Here is a 16,001-nt window from a genome sequence, read left to right on the forward strand (position 1 = left end):
AATCAGTAGAGGAACCGGTATGTTCCTTTGCTGATTATTGTCTGTCTAATCGAAGAAAATACGGATGGAAGACAATCGAGAAAGGTGGAAATTATGAGTCAAGGAACGTTTAACGATACTTTTTTAAAAGCCTGTAGAGGGGAAAAAACGGATCATGTTCCGGTTTGGTATATGCGCCAAGCAGGGCGTTCACAGCCGGAATACCGAAAGCTAAAAGAGAAGTACTCTCTATTTGAAATCACTCATCAGCCGGAGCTTGGGGCATACGTAACACGCCTGCCCGTTGAACAGTACGGAGTGGATGCAGCTATTTTATATAAAGATATAATGTCACCGCTTCCTTCAATTGGAGTGGATGTTGAAATCAAGTCAGGAATTGGTCCTGTCATTTCTAATCCAATTCAATCTTTAAGCGATGTAGAAAAGCTAGGAGAAATTACCCCGGAAGAAGATGTTCCGTATGTATTAGATACGATTAAGCTGTTAACAACAGAACAGTTAAAAGTACCTCTAATTGGTTTTGCCGGTGCTCCTTTCACAGTAGCAAGCTATATGATTGAAGGAGGACCTTCAAAAAACTATAATAAAACAAAAGCATTTATGTACACGGAACCTAAAGCATGGTTTGCGCTAATGGATAAGTTAGCAGATATGACGATTACATATGTAAAAGCGCAAATTGACGCTGGAGCAAAAGCCATTCAAATCTTTGATTCATGGGTGGGGGCTTTAAATGTAGCGGATTATCGTTATTTTATAAAGCCTGTTATGGAGCGGATTTTTACCTCTTTGCGCGAAAAAAATGTACCTCTCATTATGTTTGGAGTAGGAGCAAGTCATTTGGCAAAAGAATGGCATGATCTGCCGCTGGATGTAGTGGGATTAGATTGGAGAACACAGCTGGATGAAGCACGTGCACTAGGCTTAACAAAAACACTGCAAGGAAACTTAGATCCTGCTATTTTGTTAGCTCCATGGGAAGTTATTGAAGAACGTGTAACAGAAATATTAGATAAAGGGATGGCCAGTCCTGGTTACATCTTCAACTTGGGGCACGGCGTCTTTCCACAGGTTCAGCCGGAAACGTTGAAGCGTTTAACAACCTTTATTCATGAATATTCTGCAAATAGACAATAAATTGTCAAATAATTTGGAGCGCTAAACTTTGAATTTTTCTTTTTATTCATGGCAAAATGAAGACAAGTATTGAATCTAACAAAGAGGTGTCGAACACATGAGTAAAAAAGTAATGGGATTACTTGTAATGGCATATGGAACACCATATAAAGAAGAAGATATTGAACGTTACTATACACATATCCGCCGCGGACGTAAACCTTCACCGGAAGCCTTGGAAGATTTACAAAACCGCTACGAAGCAATTGGGGGCATTTCACCTCTTGCAAAAATTACGCAGCAGCAAATGGAAAGTCTAGAAAAGCGCTTGAATGAAGTACAGGATGAAATTGAATTTAAAGCGTATCTTGGCTTAAAGCATATTGAACCGTTTGTTGAAGATGCAGTAGAAGCCATGCATAAAGACGGAATTAAAGAAGCGGTCAGCATTGTGCTTGCACCTCACTTTTCAACGTTTAGCGTAAAATCCTATAATGGACGCGCCAAAGAAACAGCTGAAAAATTAGGAGGACCAATCATTCATTCCGTAGAAAGCTGGTACAGTGAGCCAAAGTTCATTCAGTACTGGGCTACACGTGTTAAACAAACGTTTGATTTAATAGACGAAGAGAAACGCCAAAAAGCCGTATTGATTGTTTCTGCGCATAGCTTGCCAGAAAAAATTATTGCAGCAGGAGATCCATATCCAAATCAGCTTCAAGAAACAGCGGATTTAATTGCACAAGCAGCTGGTATTGAACATTACGAAATTGGCTGGCAAAGTGCTGGAAATACGCCTGAGCCATGGATAGGTCCTGATGTCCAAGATTTAACAAGAGAACTGCATGAAGAAAAAGGCTATACGTCGTTCGTCTATACCCCGGTTGGATTTATCGCGGACCACTTAGAAGTACTTTATGATAACGACTACGAATGCAAAGTGGTGACAGATGAAATTGGGGCTGATTATTACCGTCCTGAAATGCCGAATGCACAGCCTGAATTTATCGATGGGTTAGCTACAGTTGTGTTAAAACGAATTGCCCGTTAAGTCAATATAGATTCTTTGTACGTTGAACAGGGACGAAAAGTAACTTATAATCAATATAAAGAAAAGTAAGAAGCGAGCTATGGGTTTCCATAATCGCTTCTCTTTATATTGAATTTTACAGAAAAGGCGATGATAACATGACGGATAGACGAAAAAAGGTTGTCATCATCGGTGGAGGAATAACAGGTCTTTCAGCTGCCTATTATTTGCAAAAAAAAATAAAGGATCATCAGCTGCCTATTGATCTTCAACTAATAGAAGCGACGCATCGGCTTGGCGGGAAAATTCAAACGGTCAAACGAGACGGTTATTTATTTGAAAAAGGTCCTGATTCATTTTTAGCGCGTAAGCTAGCTGCTACAAAACTGGCAAAAGAAGTGGGGCTAGGTCGGGAGCTAGTCGGAAATGAAAAGGGAAAATCCTATATTCTGGTAAAAGATACACCGCATGCGCTGCCTGATGGTGCTGTAATGGGGATACCAACCAAGTTATCTCCTTTTATCACAACAGGGCTATTTTCGCCTGTTGGCAAGCTGCGCGCAGCAGCTGATTTTTTTATACCGAAGACAAAAAATCAGGATGACCGTTCGCTAGGCGTATTTTTTAGAAGACGGTTTGGTGATGAAGTTGTTGAAAATTTAATTGAGCCTCTATTATCAGGAATTTACGCAGGAGACGTTGATCGTTTGAGTTTAAGATCAACATTTCCACAGTTTTTGCATGCTGAACATAAGTACAGAAGCTTAATTGTTGGAATGAAAAAGCTAAAAGAAATTCACCCACAGCACGGTGATGATTCGGAGTTTAAAAAAAATAGCGTCTTTTTAACATTAAAAGAAGGTCTTCAATCGCTAGTAGATGGGGTAGAAAAAGCAATAGATCCTGATATTATTACAAAAGGAATAAAGGTAGAGAAAATTTATAAAGAAGATACCACATATGAATTATCCTTAAATAGCGGGAAAGTAATAAAAGCAGACAGCGTTATTGTAACTTCTCCTCATGCAGCTGCTCAGTCTATGCTCTCGGAATATAAAATATTCGAACCGTTAAAGCATATGCCTTCCACTTCAGTAGCTACTGTTGTGATAGCCTTTGCACAAGAAGCGCTGCAAGACAATCTAGATGCAATGAACATCGCCGTTTCCAGAAATAGCGATTACACGATTACGGCATGCACGTGGCTAAATAAAAAGTGGCCGCATGCGGTTCCGGAAGGAAAAGTGCTGCTAAGATGTTTAGTTGGACGAACCGGGGATGAAGCTGTGGTGGATCAGCCTGACGATGAAATTTTTAAAATTGTCCTGGAGGATTTGAAGAAGCTCATTACCATTTCTGCTGAGCCTGAATTTTACGCGGTAACGAGATGGAAGCAGTCAATGCCTCAGTATACGGTCGGACATCACGATATGCTAGATACGATGAACGAACAGCTTGAAAAAGAGCTTGCCGGTCTTTATGTAGCGGGAAGTTCATACGAAGGTCTGGGTATACCAGAATGTGTAGAGCAAGGAGAAGATGTGGCTAAAAAAGCGGTTAAATATGTGCAGCAACTGTAGAAGTGGAGCGGTGAATCAATGCTCCGCTTTTTTGTCTACTACCCGTAGAGAAAGGTTATACTAAGAGAAGAGATTGTGGTTGAAAAGCAAAAGAAACTTATGCTATAGTAAAACCGTACTTGTTGACTGAAATATTCATTTGGTCAGAAAGAAGGGGATAACGTGGCGATAGACCGAAAGCAATCAGTTGTTGATGCAGCGTCAAAATCATTTGCGCTGTTTGGATATAAAGCAACGACTATGGAGCAAGTGGCGAAGCTTGCAAATGTCGGAAAAGGAACGATTTATACTTTTTTTAAAAACAAAGAAGAGTTATTCGATGAAATTGTGACACGAATGATTCGAGAAATGACAGATGCAGCTGAAACTGTCATTGACAGCAGCCGTCCTTTTTTTGAAAATGCCCAAGCAGCCATTTTTCGAATCTTAGAATTCCGCACTGAGCATCAGCTCATGCTGAAGCTGGTACAGGAACAGCAGTTAGGCACTACAGCAGTGCAAGAAGTGCTTGTGCGAGTAGAAGAAGAGATTTTGACTTATATAAAAAACAAAATCGAAATTGCGATTTCTAAAAAAGAAATCAAACCGTGCAACCCGGAGCTCACAGCTTTTTTACTATTTAAAATGTACATTGCACTCGTCTATGATTGGGAAAAACGGCATGAGCCGCTTTCAGAAGAAAAAATTGCTGAATTAATTGAACTATACTTTTTACGCGGTCTGTCTCAGTGAGATAGGCTTTTTTCATAGAAAAAACAAAAAAGGTCTCATGACGAGACCTTTTTTATTGTTCATTATCATCTTTTTTTACGCCGTTTAATTCTGTATTTCCTGTTTTTGCATCTTCTTCTTTTTGTTCTACTTCTGTATTTCCTTGCTTTTTAAGTTTGAAGTAGGCATCAATAACATCACCTGTAATAGTTTTACTTTGTCCGCCAGAATTCGCTCCAGCAACATACGCAGAAGGAATAACAACTGCTACAGCTACTTCAGGATTGTCATAAGGTGCATAAGAGACAAAAGTGGAGTTACGTACGCTTACGCCTTGATTATAGGTTTCAGCTGTTCCTGACTTGCCTGCTATATTATATTTTCTGTATTTTGGATTTGTATACAAGGCGTGTCCAGTACCACCTTGAGCAGTAACAACACGACGAAAACCACGTTTTACAATGTCAATTTGCGACTGATTCATTGTAATACGGTTTAATACTTGTGGTTCCACGGAACTTTGTATACTTCCTTTTAGCTCACTGTCAAGTTCAGGCTCACGAATTTCTTTCACAAGGTGAGGTTTCATTCTGTATCCACCATTGGCAATTGTTGAAATGTATTGAACAAGCTGAAGCGGTGTATACGTATCGTATTGACCAATTGCAAAGTCGAGAGCTTTACCAGGTTCGTTTGTCACGGTGTTACGAATACCGGTTGATTCGTTTTCTAAATCAATTCCCGTTGGAATTCCAAGGCCAAACTGACTGTAGTATGAACGCATTTTATTAAAAATAGAAGGCGAGATATGCAATGATCCGCCAGGTCGATAAGTTTCACCAGCCATGTTTAGAATTGTTCTATACATAAAAACGTTAGAAGATTGCTCGAGAGCTTTTTCGATACCTGTAGCTCCCATATTGTGAGAAGATTTCTTCGGTTTAGTACCAGCAAACTTCATTGGTGCGTCATAAAAAACAGTACCAGGCTGAATTGCACCTGAGTCAAGTCCGGCTAGAACGGTCGCTCCTTTAACCGCGGAACCTACTTCATAAGAAGTTGTAAGATTTCCAAGCGCGAAGTCTTGAACTTTGCGTGCTCCTGTTTGTTTGTCAGTAACAAGCTGTTTTCCTCCCATTGCTAAAATGTCTCCCGTATGTGGGTCCATCATAATAGCAAACGCTCGGTCCATTAAGCGGTTCCTCGCAGAGCCTTCAAGTACAGCTTTCGTTAAAACATCTTCGACTTGTTTTTGCAGTTCCATATCAATCGTTAAAATTAAGTCACTGCCGCGCTGACCTTCAGTAACGGTCTCTTGACTCACTAAGTTGCCGGAGCGATCGGTTACGTTTTGTATGCGCGCTTTTTGACCACGAAGAACGTCTTCGTACTGCTTTTCTAAATAACTTTTTCCTACTCGGTCATTTCGGCTGTAGCCGTGGGACAAGTAGTACTGTAAGTTTTCGCTTGGTAACCCTTCGTCTGCCGATGTGATTTTACCAAGCAGCGTGCTAAGTAAGTCATCGTATGTATACATACGGTCCCAGTAAGTTGTCGTATCGACGCCAGGCAAGTCACTCAGCTGCTCACTAATAACGGCAAGCTCTTTATCAGTTAAGCCGCTTTTAATAATTTGAGCAGTTAACGCATACCCGCCTTCCATCTTGCTTTTAATGGCAATCACTTCAAGGTCGTCTTTCACCGATAAAAGTTCATTTTTAGTGATGCGCTTCAGCTGAAGAGGATACAAATCATCTTCAGAAATTTTTTCTTCTTTTACTTTTTGCTTATCTGCTGCGGTAATTTTTTTCGCTGCTGCTTTTGGATGAGTTGCAATCCAATAATCTTTTAAGTCGCGTTCTGTTAGCTTAATCGTATTTTTATCTTTCTTTTTATCCGATTTGCCAAACACGTCTGTTGTAACAGGAACATCAATAAGAGTGGCAAGCTTTTTAGCTACTTTTAGCTTGTCTTCTTGAGTGACGCCCTTCAAACGCGTGTACGTGACAGCGTTCAACGGTTTATTATCCACGATAACGCGGTCATAGCGGTCTAGCATCTTTCCGCGAGGAACCGGTGAATCTACCGTTTCATCTTCTGTTTTTTCAACTTCTCGTTTATAGTTCTCTCCGTACACAATCTGTACGAAGCCTAATCGTAAAATGAGTGCAGAAAAAAGCAGGAAAACCACAATAAACAGCCAGTTAATTCGAAATGAGACATGTGTTTTTTTGCGCTTTTTAGTTTTCATGTAAACCCCTTCACTTTGTTTATACAAGTTAAAAAAATTCATAAATTTTCTTATGAATCTATCACTCTACATATTAACATAATTTTGTCTATAAATGTTATTAGGTGGAATAAAACAGATAAAAATTTTATAGAAATTTTTGCGAAAGAAGAGAGACCTGTCGAAGGGTGCTGAAGGGGGGTGTTCAATATTTTCCACTCGGTTGTTCAATATTGTTACCTGTTCAAATGTCCTAGAATCGGTAAAATAAAGAGAGATAGATATCAAGGGGGGCAAAACGAATGAAAATGAAAAGGCTTTCAATAATGTCTGGCGTGTTAGCAACATCACTTTTATTTGCGACAGCATGTTCAAACTCAGGTACGGATTCAAAAGCAAGTAAATCAACAGGCTCAGGTGATCAAGTTGTTATTGATATGTTCCAGTTCAAAGTGGAAATTGCAGATCAGCTGAAAGAATTAACGGATGAATATACAAAAGAACATCCAAACGTAAAGTTTAACATCCAAACAGTCGGCGGAGGAGCGGACTATGGTGCAGCATTAAAAGCACAGTTTGCCTCTGGAAATGAACCTGATATCTTTAATAATGGAGGGTTCCAAGAAGCGCAAACGTGGAAGGATAAATTAGAAGATTTGTCTGATCAGCCGTGGGTAGATAATCTGTATGATATCGCTAAAGAACCGATGACAATGGACGGGAAAATCTATGGTCAGCCGCTAAACTTAGAAGGTTATGGTTTTATTTATAATAAAGATTTATTTGAAAAAGCAGGCATTAAAGAATTGCCTAAGACGCTGTCGGAATTAGAAGCAGCTTCTAAAAAGCTTAAAGCAAAAGGCATTACGCCATTTTCTAACGGATACGGCGAGTGGTGGGTGCTAGGTAACCACTTATTTAATATTCCAATGGCGCAGCAAGATGATCCAGATGCGTTTATTAAAGGTCTAAACGAAGGAAAAGCAAAATTTGAAGGCAATGAAACGTTTAAGCAATTTATGAATCTGTTCGATTTAACGTTAAAGTATGGAAATAAAAATCCATTAACGACAGATTACAATACACAAGTTACTCAATTTGCTTCTGGTGAAACAGCGATGATGCAACAAGGTAACTGGACGGTAAATATGATCACGAAAATCAATCCGGACATGAAAATGGGCTTTATACCAATGCCGATCAGCAACGATGCGAAGAAAAATGATAAATTAGCAATCGGAGTTCCAAATAACTGGGTAGTGAACAAAAATGCACCAGATGCAGATAAAAAAGCAGCGAAGGAATTCTTAAATTGGATGGTTTCTTCTAAAGAAGGTCAAAAATTCTTAGTTGAAAAGTTCAAGTTCATTCCAGCGTTCAAAAACATCGATGGAAAAGGAATCGATTCTTTATCTGATGATATCTTAAAATACTCTGAAGAAGGCAAAACATTATCTTGGAACTGGTTTAAGTATCCAGAAGGAACGGTTCAAGAAGTAGGCGCAGCAATGCAGTCTTACGCAGGCAAACAAATGACGGAAGAAGAGTTTATGAAGAAATTAGATACAATTTGGGCAAAAATGAAAAAATAACCAAAAAGTCCGCGTGGAAAACGCGGACTTTTTGGTGTGAAAAAATAGCTGGTTAGATTCATAGTTATGAAAAAATAATAGTTAATTGAAAGCGCTTTTAATGTATAATAATAGTCATAATGTATGACATTAGTCAAAGGAGGTTAGTTGTGAAAGGCTGGAGCATACGCAAGAAATTAATTTTGTTTTTCTTATTCGCAACCGTTATTCCCTTTTTAATTTCAACGATTTTTACGTATCAATACACAAAAGAAACGGTTAAGAATCGATTTATTTCTACCAACTATCAAGTTATTAAAAATGGAAGCAATGATTTGAGTGATTACTTAAATGAAATTGCTAATATTACAAAAAGGCTGTACGGCTACCACCCATTTATTAAAGTGTTAGATGAAGGCGTATCAAGTGACTTAGGAGCCAATCAACTAGAAATATCACGCACTCTTCTTTATTTATATAATACTCGTCCAGAGATTGAACAGCTCCATCTTTATATTGAGAACGGGCATGACTCGTATACAGCTTATAATTCGAAAGTGAGCAGCAGAGGGAAGTACGATGATATTTACACCCAGCCTTACTATTCTTATTTAAATAAACATCATAAATTTCTTGCCATTGAGCCTACCCATGAAATTTATAGCTACAATAATTTATCAACATTAATTGACTCACTGCCGAATCAAGTTATTAGCTTTCATCAGCGGATTGATGAAATTCCATCAGACAAGTTGTTAGCTTATCTATCTTTAGACATTAACATGACACAAATTCAATCTATATCGCAGCGCTTATATAATGAAGAGTCAGAAGATTTTTATTTAATGAACAATAAAGGGAAGGTTTTGTATTCTTCGGATTCAAAGGTTATTGGAAAAAACGAAAACTACCCGTGGCTAAAGGCGCTTACGTCTCAAGAGGATCACAGCATGGAATGGGAAGATAAAAGCTTCTCAGGCGTATTAATGTATGAAAAGCTTAAACAGCCTTTTGAGGACTTATACATTGTGAAGCGAATTCCTTACAGTGTTTTATATGAAGATGCGAGAAAGACAGCACTTATGAATGTATTAATTGGCCTGCCATTTTTGTGTATGCTCGTTATCGCGACGCTTTTTATATCGGTCCGTTTTACACAGCCGATTAACGTATTAATTCGCAATATGAAAGAAGTGGAAAAAGGATCATTTGAAGTCCGGTTTAAATCGCTTGGAAACGATGAATTTGGTGTTTTAGGAAGGCACTTTACCTCTATGGTGGAAACAATTAATGACTTAATTGAACGTAAATTCCGATTGGAGTTAGAAAATAAATCAACGCAGCTAAAAGTGCTGCAGTCACAAATTAATCCGCATTTTTTATACAACGCATTTCAATCGATTGGAACTCTTGCCCTTAAGCATAAAGCAGTTGAAGTATATTCTTTATTAACCTCACTTTCTCACATTATGCGTTACAGCATGAATATGAAAGAGGATATCGTTAGCTTAAAGCAAGAAGTCGATCACGTAAAAGCTTTCTTGAGTCTGCAGAAGCAGCGGTTTGGTTCAAAGTTTGAGTATGAGTTAAATATCGAAAAAGAGGCAGAGCTTATGCGAATACCGAAAATGATCTTGCAGCCTCTTGTTGAGAATTCTTTTAAGCATGGATTCGAAACCCGCACAGGAAGCGGAAAGCTGTTGATTTCAGCGAAGTTAAACGGAGAAGAACTGATTCTAACTGTTTCTGATAACGGAAAAGGGATAGGAGAGAAAGAGTTGAATCAATTAAAAGCGAGACTTCAGCAATCGTATAATCAAACAGATGAGCATATTGGGTTGCAAAATATTTATGAACGACTTCGCATCTACTATGGAGATCATGCTTCAATGCAAATTAGCAGTCAAGAAAATCACGATTTTACCGTTGTCATAAAGCTAACAACAATTGAAGAAAAGAGGGATAGTGATGAAAGTATTAATCGTGGATGATGAAGAGCATGTAAGAGAAGGAATAAAGCTGCTTGGACAGTGGGAAGAGCATGAAATTACAGATGTGATAGAAGCTGATAGCGGTGAGCAAGCGATTGCGCTTATTGAGGATCACGGACCTGAAATCATTTTTACTGATATGAAGATGCCTAATATCGATGGAATTGCTTTGTTGGAGTGGATTAAAGAGAATTCACCTTCTAGCAAAACGATTGTGGTAACAGGGTATGATGACTACCACTATATGCGTAAAGCTATTCATTTTGGAAGTACGGATTATATTCTAAAGCCAGTGGATCCTTCGATTTTAAACGATACGCTTGTACGAGCTGTAACTCAATGGAAGAAAGAAGAAGAGTCCAGAAAAGTCCATAATAGCAGCTATCGTTTAATCAATGAAATGAAGCCGATTTATCGAGATCGAAAACTGACGCAGTTAATGAACAATTATTTGCTAAATCAATCAATCTATGAAGAGTTTGGTTTCCATCTGACTAGAGAATATGAAGTGGGGATTGTACGTGTAGATGAATCCATTATTCGTTCTTTTGGAGGTGATCGGGATTTAGCCTATTTTTCAATTTTAAATGTAATCAATGAAATGCTGATGGCAGGAGAAAATGGGGTAGCCTTCCGTTACTTATCAAATAAGTGGGAAATTATCATTATATTTTGGAATGATTTTGAACGCATCACCTCTTTGCTGACGACTTTACATACAGCAATTCGCCGTACGTTAGAGGTGAGCTGTCGGATTGCAAGAGGATGCAAAGTCTCTTCTATTGATCAGCTAATGAAATCCTATGAACATGCGAAAAATTCGCTTTTATTAAGCAATGTTCTTGATCAAAATAAAGTGAAGGTCTACGGCGAGCAAGACGTTTTAGCAAGTGCTTTATTAATAAATATGATGGATTATAACAGTAAAATTGAAGAAGCGCTGCAAGTAGGGAGGTTTGAAGCCTTTTTGCCGGTATTCAACGAAATTATCACAGCTTTTGAAGCACAAAATTATCTATCATTAAAGCAAATTCTGCATTTTGAGCAGGAATATCAGCTGTTAAGCCAGCATTGGTTAAAAAGATATCACATTCCTTATACGATAAATAACGGTCCTGAATATGTTCTTTCTTTTTTCTATAACCAAGATGGGCAGTTTCAGCTAGCAAAGTATGTAGAGAGAAAGAAGCGTGAAGTAAAGCGCTTTTTAAAAGTAGTAAAAAGGTATAGCAAGCAAAACAATCGCGACGTTATTTATGAGATCGAACAATATTTGCAGCAAAATTTTCATCGAGATGTGAAGCTTCAAGAAATATCGGAACGTTTCTATTTAAGCCGTGAATACATTTCGAGAAAGTTTAAGCAAGAATTTCAAGAAAATATTTCAGATTATATGGTGAAAGTCAGAATGAATAAAGCCAAATCACTTTTACTAAATGAAGAACTAAAAATCTATGAAATTGCGAATATGATAGGATATCATGATGATAAATACTTTCGAAAAGTGTTTAAAAAAGTAGAAGGCATTACGCCAAACGAGTATCGCAGTTTGACCGTATAAAAAAAAGTTGAAACTGTTATAAAACAGTTTCAACTTTTTTTATTTCATGATATCTAGGCAGTGATCGCATTTGTTTCCGTAGCACTCATGCTGTTCCTCGATGTCGTTTCCGCATTCTACGCACTTTTTATTGGGTAATCTTTTGAAAAATTCAGTCATTTTTTCTAACATTTAAATCCCCTCCGTTGTTTTTGTTACTAACATTGTATTATAACAGATGGTGAAATGTCAATTATGTTTTATAACAATCTAGCCTATTTTGCTATTCTAAGTGGTTATTTGTTATATAACAATGAGTTATTTCGATAAAATAGGCAAAACGAGTATCTTTCAGTTAGTTTTCAAAAAAAAGTAGGGTATACTGAACGTAATAAAAATAGTACGAAAGGGTGATTGAAATGAAAGTAACTGTTATTGGTTTTTGGGGAGGATATCCTGCTGTTTCAGAAGCTACTTCTAGCTATTTAGTTGAGCACGATGGATTTCAGCTGCTTGTTGATTGTGGAAGCGGTGCATTGGCTCAGCTGCAAAAATATGCAAAACCAGAAGAAATAGATGCGATGATTTTATCTCATTATCATCATGACCACGTGGCTGATGTCGGAGTATTTCAATATGCTCGCCTCATTCAGACTCATCTAGGGAACGCTGTTAAGGAACTTTCTATTTACGGACATACATATGATCAGGAAAGCTTCAACAAACTTACTCATAAAGGAATTACCAAAGGAGTAGAGTACGATCCGAGTCAAAAACTTGACGTTGGGCCTTTTACAATCGAATTTATGAAAACGAAACATCCAGTCGTTTGTTATGCCATGAGAATAAGTGCTGGCAATCAAACCGTCGTGTACACAGCGGACTCGAGCTATTTAGAAGAATTTGTTTCTTTCTCCGAAAATGCAGATCTTCTTATTTGTGAATGTAATTTTTATGCTAGCCAAGATGGAAGCGGTGCTGGACACATGACGAGTACAGAAGCCGGTACACTTGCTTCTAAAGCAAGTGTCAAACAACTCATGCTTACTCACCTTCCACACTACGGAGAACACCAACAGCTAGTAGAGGAAGCTGCTGCTCGTTATGGAGGTACGCTTACGTTAGCTGAATCAGGATACGTATGGGAATAACAAGGAGGAAAATGAATGTTATTTATTGATAATCAAAAAAATTATGATCCCCGAATTAACTTAGCAATTGAAGAATATGCGCTCAAGCATCTAGATATTAATGAGACATATCTGCTGTTTTATATTAATGAACCTTCTATTATTATTGGAAAAAACCAGAACACCATTGAGGAGATTAATACAAAATATGTTGAAGATCAGCATATTCATGTAGTGAGACGTCTATCTGGAGGCGGTGCCGTTTATCATGATAAAGGAAATTTAAACTTCAGCTTTATTACGAAAGACGATGGAAATAGCTTTCATAATTTTAAAAAGTTTACCGAGCCAGTCGTGGAAGCGTTAAAGAAATTAGGAGTCAATGCTGAGTTAAGCGGACGAAATGATTTAATGGCGGAAGGACGTAAAATTTCTGGAAATGCTCAGTTTTCGACGAAAGGAAGGATGTTCAGCCATGGAACTCTTCTTTTTGATTCAGAGATTGAAAACGTGGTATCAGCGTTAAAAGTAAAAAAAGATAAAATTGAATCCAAAGGCATTAAGTCTATTCGAAATAGAGTAGCGAATATCAGTGAATTTTTAGAACAGAAAGTAACGGTGGAAGAATTTAGAGAAATGCTGCTTCGGTATATCTTTGAGGGAGAAGAAAATATAACAGAATATAAACTAACGGAAAAAGATTGGGAAACGATTCATCAAATTTCTAAAGAGCGCTATCAGTCATGGGATTGGAACTATGGAAAATCACCTAAATTTAACTTACAGCACTCTCACCGCTTTCCTGTGGGACAAATTGACGTTCGTTTGGAAGTGAATAAAGGGAAAATCGATGCTTGCACCATCTATGGAGATTTCTTTGGAGTGGGAGATGTCCAGGAAGTACAGGAAAAATTAACAGGTGTTCGTTATGAAAAAGCTTCTATTGAACAAGCCTTGGAGGACATCAATATTCCACATTATTTTGGTAATATTACAAAAGAAGAGTTTGTTGAATTAATCTATTAAGAAAAAAGTCTGCCACATCAGGCTTTTTTTCTTTTTAAACAGATGAGTCTTGTCAATAGAACAGCAGTAACATTATAATAGAATAGAAGAAGTAAGAATTTTTCCATTATTATGACTTAATAATGAATGGTTGTTCATTCATTCGTTATTAAAAGGAGGAAGTTATGAGATGAATTTGTCAGCACAGCTTCATAAAACAGCTGAGCAATTTCCGCAAAAATCGGCATATGTTTTTATGGATCAGGAAACATCTTATGCAGATCTTGATGCATCGGTATCTAAGTTTGCTAATGGTCTGAAGCAATTAGGTGTAAAAAAAGGAGATCATATCGCTTTAATTGTCGGCAACTCGCCTCATTTTGTTATTGGATTGTACGGTGCTCTTCGAGTAGGAGCTACTGTTATACCCATTAATCCTATTTACACAGCGGATGAAATTAGCTACATGCTTCAGGATGGAGATGTAAAAGCAGTTATTGCGGTTGATTTACTTCTCCCTGTTTTAAAAAAAATCATTGGACACACTCCATTTTTGGAACACGTTATCTTATGTGAAACGACAGATACAGTGGAAAGTATACCTTCTTATTTTCACACGTTTTCGCAAGTTGTAAACAGAGGGGAAGCTACATATGATTTTCTCGAGTTAAAAGAAGAAGATGTGGCCATCATTCTGTATACGTCAGGAACGACTGGAAAACCAAAAGGAGCTATGCTTACGCATAAGAATATTTATTCAAACGCTCAAGACGTAGCAGATTATTTAAGTATAAATGGGAATGACCGAGTCGTAGCTGCTTTGCCGATGTTTCACGTATTTTGTTTAACTGTTTCATTGAATGCGCCTTTAATGAATGGAGGAACGATATTAATTGAACCAAAATTCAGTCCATCTTCTATATTTGAATTAATTCAAAATCGACAAGCGACTATTTTTGCTGGCGTTCCGACAATGTATAATTTTTTACTTCAGCATGACAAAGGGAAAAAAGAGCACTTTCACACGGTAAGGCTTTGTATATCAGGCGGGGCATCAATGCCGGTGGCACTTCTAACCCATTTTGAACGTAAGTTTGGGGTCATGGTAGCAGAAGGCTATGGATTATCTGAGGCTTCTCCTGTGACGTGTTTCAATCCGATTGATAGAGAGAGAAAAGCAGGTTCTATAGGCACATCTATTATGAATGTTGAAAATAAAGTGGTAAACGAACTAGGAAAAGAAGTAGAAGTAGGACAAGTTGGCGAACTTATCGTCAAAGGCCCTAATGTGATGAAAGGGTATTATAAGCTTCCTGAAGATACGGAATATGCTCTCCGAGATGGTTGGCTGTATACAGGTGACTTAGCAAGAATGGATAAGGAAGGTTATTTTTATATCGTTGACCGTAAAAAAGATTTAATTATTGTAGGAGGATATAATGTTTATCCTCGCGAAGTAGAAGAAGTGCTATATGCGCATCGGGATATTGTAGAAGTGGCTGTTATCGGAGTTCCTGATCCTTCTTTAGGTGAATGTGTGAAGTGTTACGTGGTTTGCAATAATCAAGAGATAACGGAAGAGAAGCTTATTGCCTACTGCAAAGAGCACCTTGCTAAATATAAAGTGCCAAGTGAAATTGAATTTTTAAAAGAACTTCCTAAAAATACAACGGGAAAAATTTTAAGGCGTGCACTGAAGCAGCAGGTATCTCAGGAGCGATAAAATGAAAGCGATTCCAATTTGGAGGTGGTAAAAAATGTCATCTATTTCTTATGAAATAAAGGGACACGTCGCCCATGTGATACTGAACCGTCCGGAAGCGATGAATGCTTTTAATTACGATATGCTTAAAGAATTGGAAGAAGCAATTGAAGGAATTCGTATTCAAAAAGATATTCGAGTTGTGACGTTTAAAGGGACAGGTGAAAAATCTTTTAGTGTAGGTGCGGATTTAAAAGAACGTAAAACCCTCTCTGATCAAGAGGTAAAGCGCAATATTTACAAAATAGGAGAAGTGTTTTCTAAGATAGAGCAGCTTCCTCAGCCAACGATAGCAATCATCAACGGATATGCATTTGGAGGAGGAATGGAGCTGG

The 16,001-nt window shown here is 37.9% G+C and carries 13 protein-coding genes (1 of these 13 cut by a window edge); 11 read left to right on the top strand and 2 right to left on the bottom strand.

Translation table 11 applies throughout. The annotated features are described in order from the left end of the window. The first annotated feature begins 93 nt into the window (after nucleotides 1–93). From hemE to CEQ83_RS03040, 4 genes are all read left to right on the top strand, one after another. Nucleotides 94–1,137 carry a uroporphyrinogen decarboxylase gene (gene hemE / locus CEQ83_RS03025; RefSeq protein ID WP_098112856.1) on the top strand — a complete coding sequence of 348 codons (1,044 nt, stop codon included), beginning with the start codon at nucleotides 94–96 and terminating at the stop codon, nucleotides 1,135–1,137. 97 nt (nucleotides 1,138–1,234) lie between these two features. Continuing rightward, nucleotides 1,235–2,167 carry a ferrochelatase gene (hemH, locus tag CEQ83_RS03030; RefSeq protein ID WP_028412544.1) on the top strand — a complete coding sequence of 311 codons (933 nt, stop codon included), beginning with the start codon at nucleotides 1,235–1,237 and terminating at the stop codon, nucleotides 2,165–2,167. Nucleotides 2,168–2,304: 137 nt separating this feature from the next. Further along, nucleotides 2,305–3,726, top strand: coding sequence for a protoporphyrinogen oxidase (gene hemY, locus CEQ83_RS03035; RefSeq protein WP_013055331.1), 1,422 nt, complete (start codon nucleotides 2,305–2,307; stop codon nucleotides 3,724–3,726). A gap of 162 nt (nucleotides 3,727–3,888) precedes the next feature. Further along, nucleotides 3,889–4,458 carry a TetR/AcrR family transcriptional regulator gene (locus tag CEQ83_RS03040; protein ID WP_028412542.1) on the top strand — a complete coding sequence of 190 codons (570 nt, stop codon included), beginning with the start codon at nucleotides 3,889–3,891 and terminating at the stop codon, nucleotides 4,456–4,458. Nucleotides 4,459–4,510: 52 nt separating this feature from the next. On the opposite strand, the gene CEQ83_RS03045 is transcribed toward CEQ83_RS03040, so the two are convergent. Beyond that, complete coding sequence (locus tag CEQ83_RS03045; protein WP_033580639.1) at nucleotides 4,511–6,688, bottom strand: peptidoglycan D,D-transpeptidase FtsI family protein; 2,178 nt, start codon at nucleotides 6,686–6,688, stop codon at nucleotides 4,511–4,513. A gap of 281 nt (nucleotides 6,689–6,969) precedes the next feature. Here CEQ83_RS03045 and CEQ83_RS03050 point away from each other — a divergent pair, with 281 nt between their 5' ends. The 3 genes from CEQ83_RS03050 (at nucleotide 6,970) to CEQ83_RS03060 (ending at nucleotide 11,790) form a co-directional block, all read left to right on the top strand. Beyond that, nucleotides 6,970–8,259: an ABC transporter substrate-binding protein gene (locus CEQ83_RS03050; RefSeq protein ID WP_013081692.1), complete on the top strand. Its 1,290-nt coding sequence runs from the start codon at nucleotides 6,970–6,972 to the stop codon at nucleotides 8,257–8,259. 149 nt (nucleotides 8,260–8,408) lie between these two features. Beyond that, nucleotides 8,409–10,229 (top strand): cache domain-containing sensor histidine kinase, encoded by a 1,821-nt coding sequence (locus CEQ83_RS03055; RefSeq protein WP_098112857.1) that lies wholly within the window; start codon nucleotides 8,409–8,411, stop codon nucleotides 10,227–10,229. Next, complete coding sequence (locus CEQ83_RS03060) at nucleotides 10,207–11,790, top strand: response regulator (protein ID WP_098112858.1); 1,584 nt, start codon at nucleotides 10,207–10,209, stop codon at nucleotides 11,788–11,790. Before CEQ83_RS03055 ends, CEQ83_RS03060 begins: the two co-directional genes overlap by 23 nt. A 39-nt stretch (nucleotides 11,791–11,829) precedes the next feature. On the opposite strand, the gene yhfH is transcribed toward CEQ83_RS03060, so the two are convergent. After that, nucleotides 11,830–11,961: a protein YhfH gene (yhfH, locus tag CEQ83_RS03065; RefSeq protein ID WP_013055337.1), complete on the bottom strand. Its 132-nt coding sequence runs from the start codon at nucleotides 11,959–11,961 to the stop codon at nucleotides 11,830–11,832. Between the two features lie 227 nt (nucleotides 11,962–12,188). Between yhfH and CEQ83_RS03070 the strand changes: the two genes are divergently transcribed. The 4 genes from CEQ83_RS03070 to CEQ83_RS03085 all read left to right on the top strand — a co-directional run. Further along, nucleotides 12,189–12,920, top strand: coding sequence for an MBL fold metallo-hydrolase (locus CEQ83_RS03070; RefSeq protein ID WP_028412538.1), 732 nt, complete (start codon nucleotides 12,189–12,191; stop codon nucleotides 12,918–12,920). 15 nt (nucleotides 12,921–12,935) lie between these two features. Next, nucleotides 12,936–13,925, top strand: a complete 990-nt coding sequence (locus CEQ83_RS03075; RefSeq protein WP_098112859.1) for a lipoate--protein ligase — start codon at nucleotides 12,936–12,938, stop codon at nucleotides 13,923–13,925. Between the two features lie 169 nt (nucleotides 13,926–14,094). Next, nucleotides 14,095–15,627, top strand: coding sequence for a fatty acid--CoA ligase family protein (locus tag CEQ83_RS03080; protein ID WP_028412536.1), 1,533 nt, complete (start codon nucleotides 14,095–14,097; stop codon nucleotides 15,625–15,627). 34 nt (nucleotides 15,628–15,661) lie between these two features. Further along, on the top strand, nucleotides 15,662–16,001 hold the start of the coding sequence (locus CEQ83_RS03085; protein WP_098112861.1) for an enoyl-CoA hydratase-related protein. The gene runs 437 nt beyond the window's last position; 340 of the gene's 777 nt are visible here — the first part of the coding sequence; its start codon is at nucleotides 15,662–15,664; its stop codon lies off the right edge, out of view.

It is taken from the genome of Priestia megaterium, from assembly GCF_009497655.1.
In the GTDB taxonomy this organism is placed as follows: domain Bacteria; phylum Bacillota; class Bacilli; order Bacillales; family Bacillaceae_H; genus Priestia; species Priestia zanthoxyli.

Excerpts from the sequence above, each read along its gene's own strand:
- CEQ83_RS03075 (WP_098112859.1), top strand. The coding sequence starts at position 12,936 with ATGTTATTTATTGATAATCAAAAAAATTATGATCCCCGAATTAACTTA.
- CEQ83_RS03060 (WP_098112858.1), top strand. The coding sequence starts at position 10,207 with ATGAAAGTATTAATCGTGGATGATGAAGAGCATGTAAGAGAAGGAATA.
- CEQ83_RS03070 (WP_028412538.1), top strand. The coding sequence starts at position 12,189 with ATGAAAGTAACTGTTATTGGTTTTTGGGGAGGATATCCTGCTGTTTCA.
- CEQ83_RS03045 (WP_033580639.1), bottom strand. The coding sequence starts at position 6,688 with ATGAAAACTAAAAAGCGCAAAAAAACACATGTCTCATTTCGAATTAAC.
- hemH (WP_028412544.1), top strand. The coding sequence starts at position 1,235 with ATGAGTAAAAAAGTAATGGGATTACTTGTAATGGCATATGGAACACCA.
- hemE (WP_098112856.1), top strand. The coding sequence starts at position 94 with ATGAGTCAAGGAACGTTTAACGATACTTTTTTAAAAGCCTGTAGAGGG.
- CEQ83_RS03080 (WP_028412536.1), top strand. The coding sequence starts at position 14,095 with ATGAATTTGTCAGCACAGCTTCATAAAACAGCTGAGCAATTTCCGCAA.
- hemY (WP_013055331.1), top strand. The coding sequence starts at position 2,305 with ATGACGGATAGACGAAAAAAGGTTGTCATCATCGGTGGAGGAATAACA.
- CEQ83_RS03050 (WP_013081692.1), top strand. The coding sequence starts at position 6,970 with ATGAAAATGAAAAGGCTTTCAATAATGTCTGGCGTGTTAGCAACATCA.
- yhfH (WP_013055337.1), bottom strand. The coding sequence starts at position 11,961 with ATGTTAGAAAAAATGACTGAATTTTTCAAAAGATTACCCAATAAAAAG.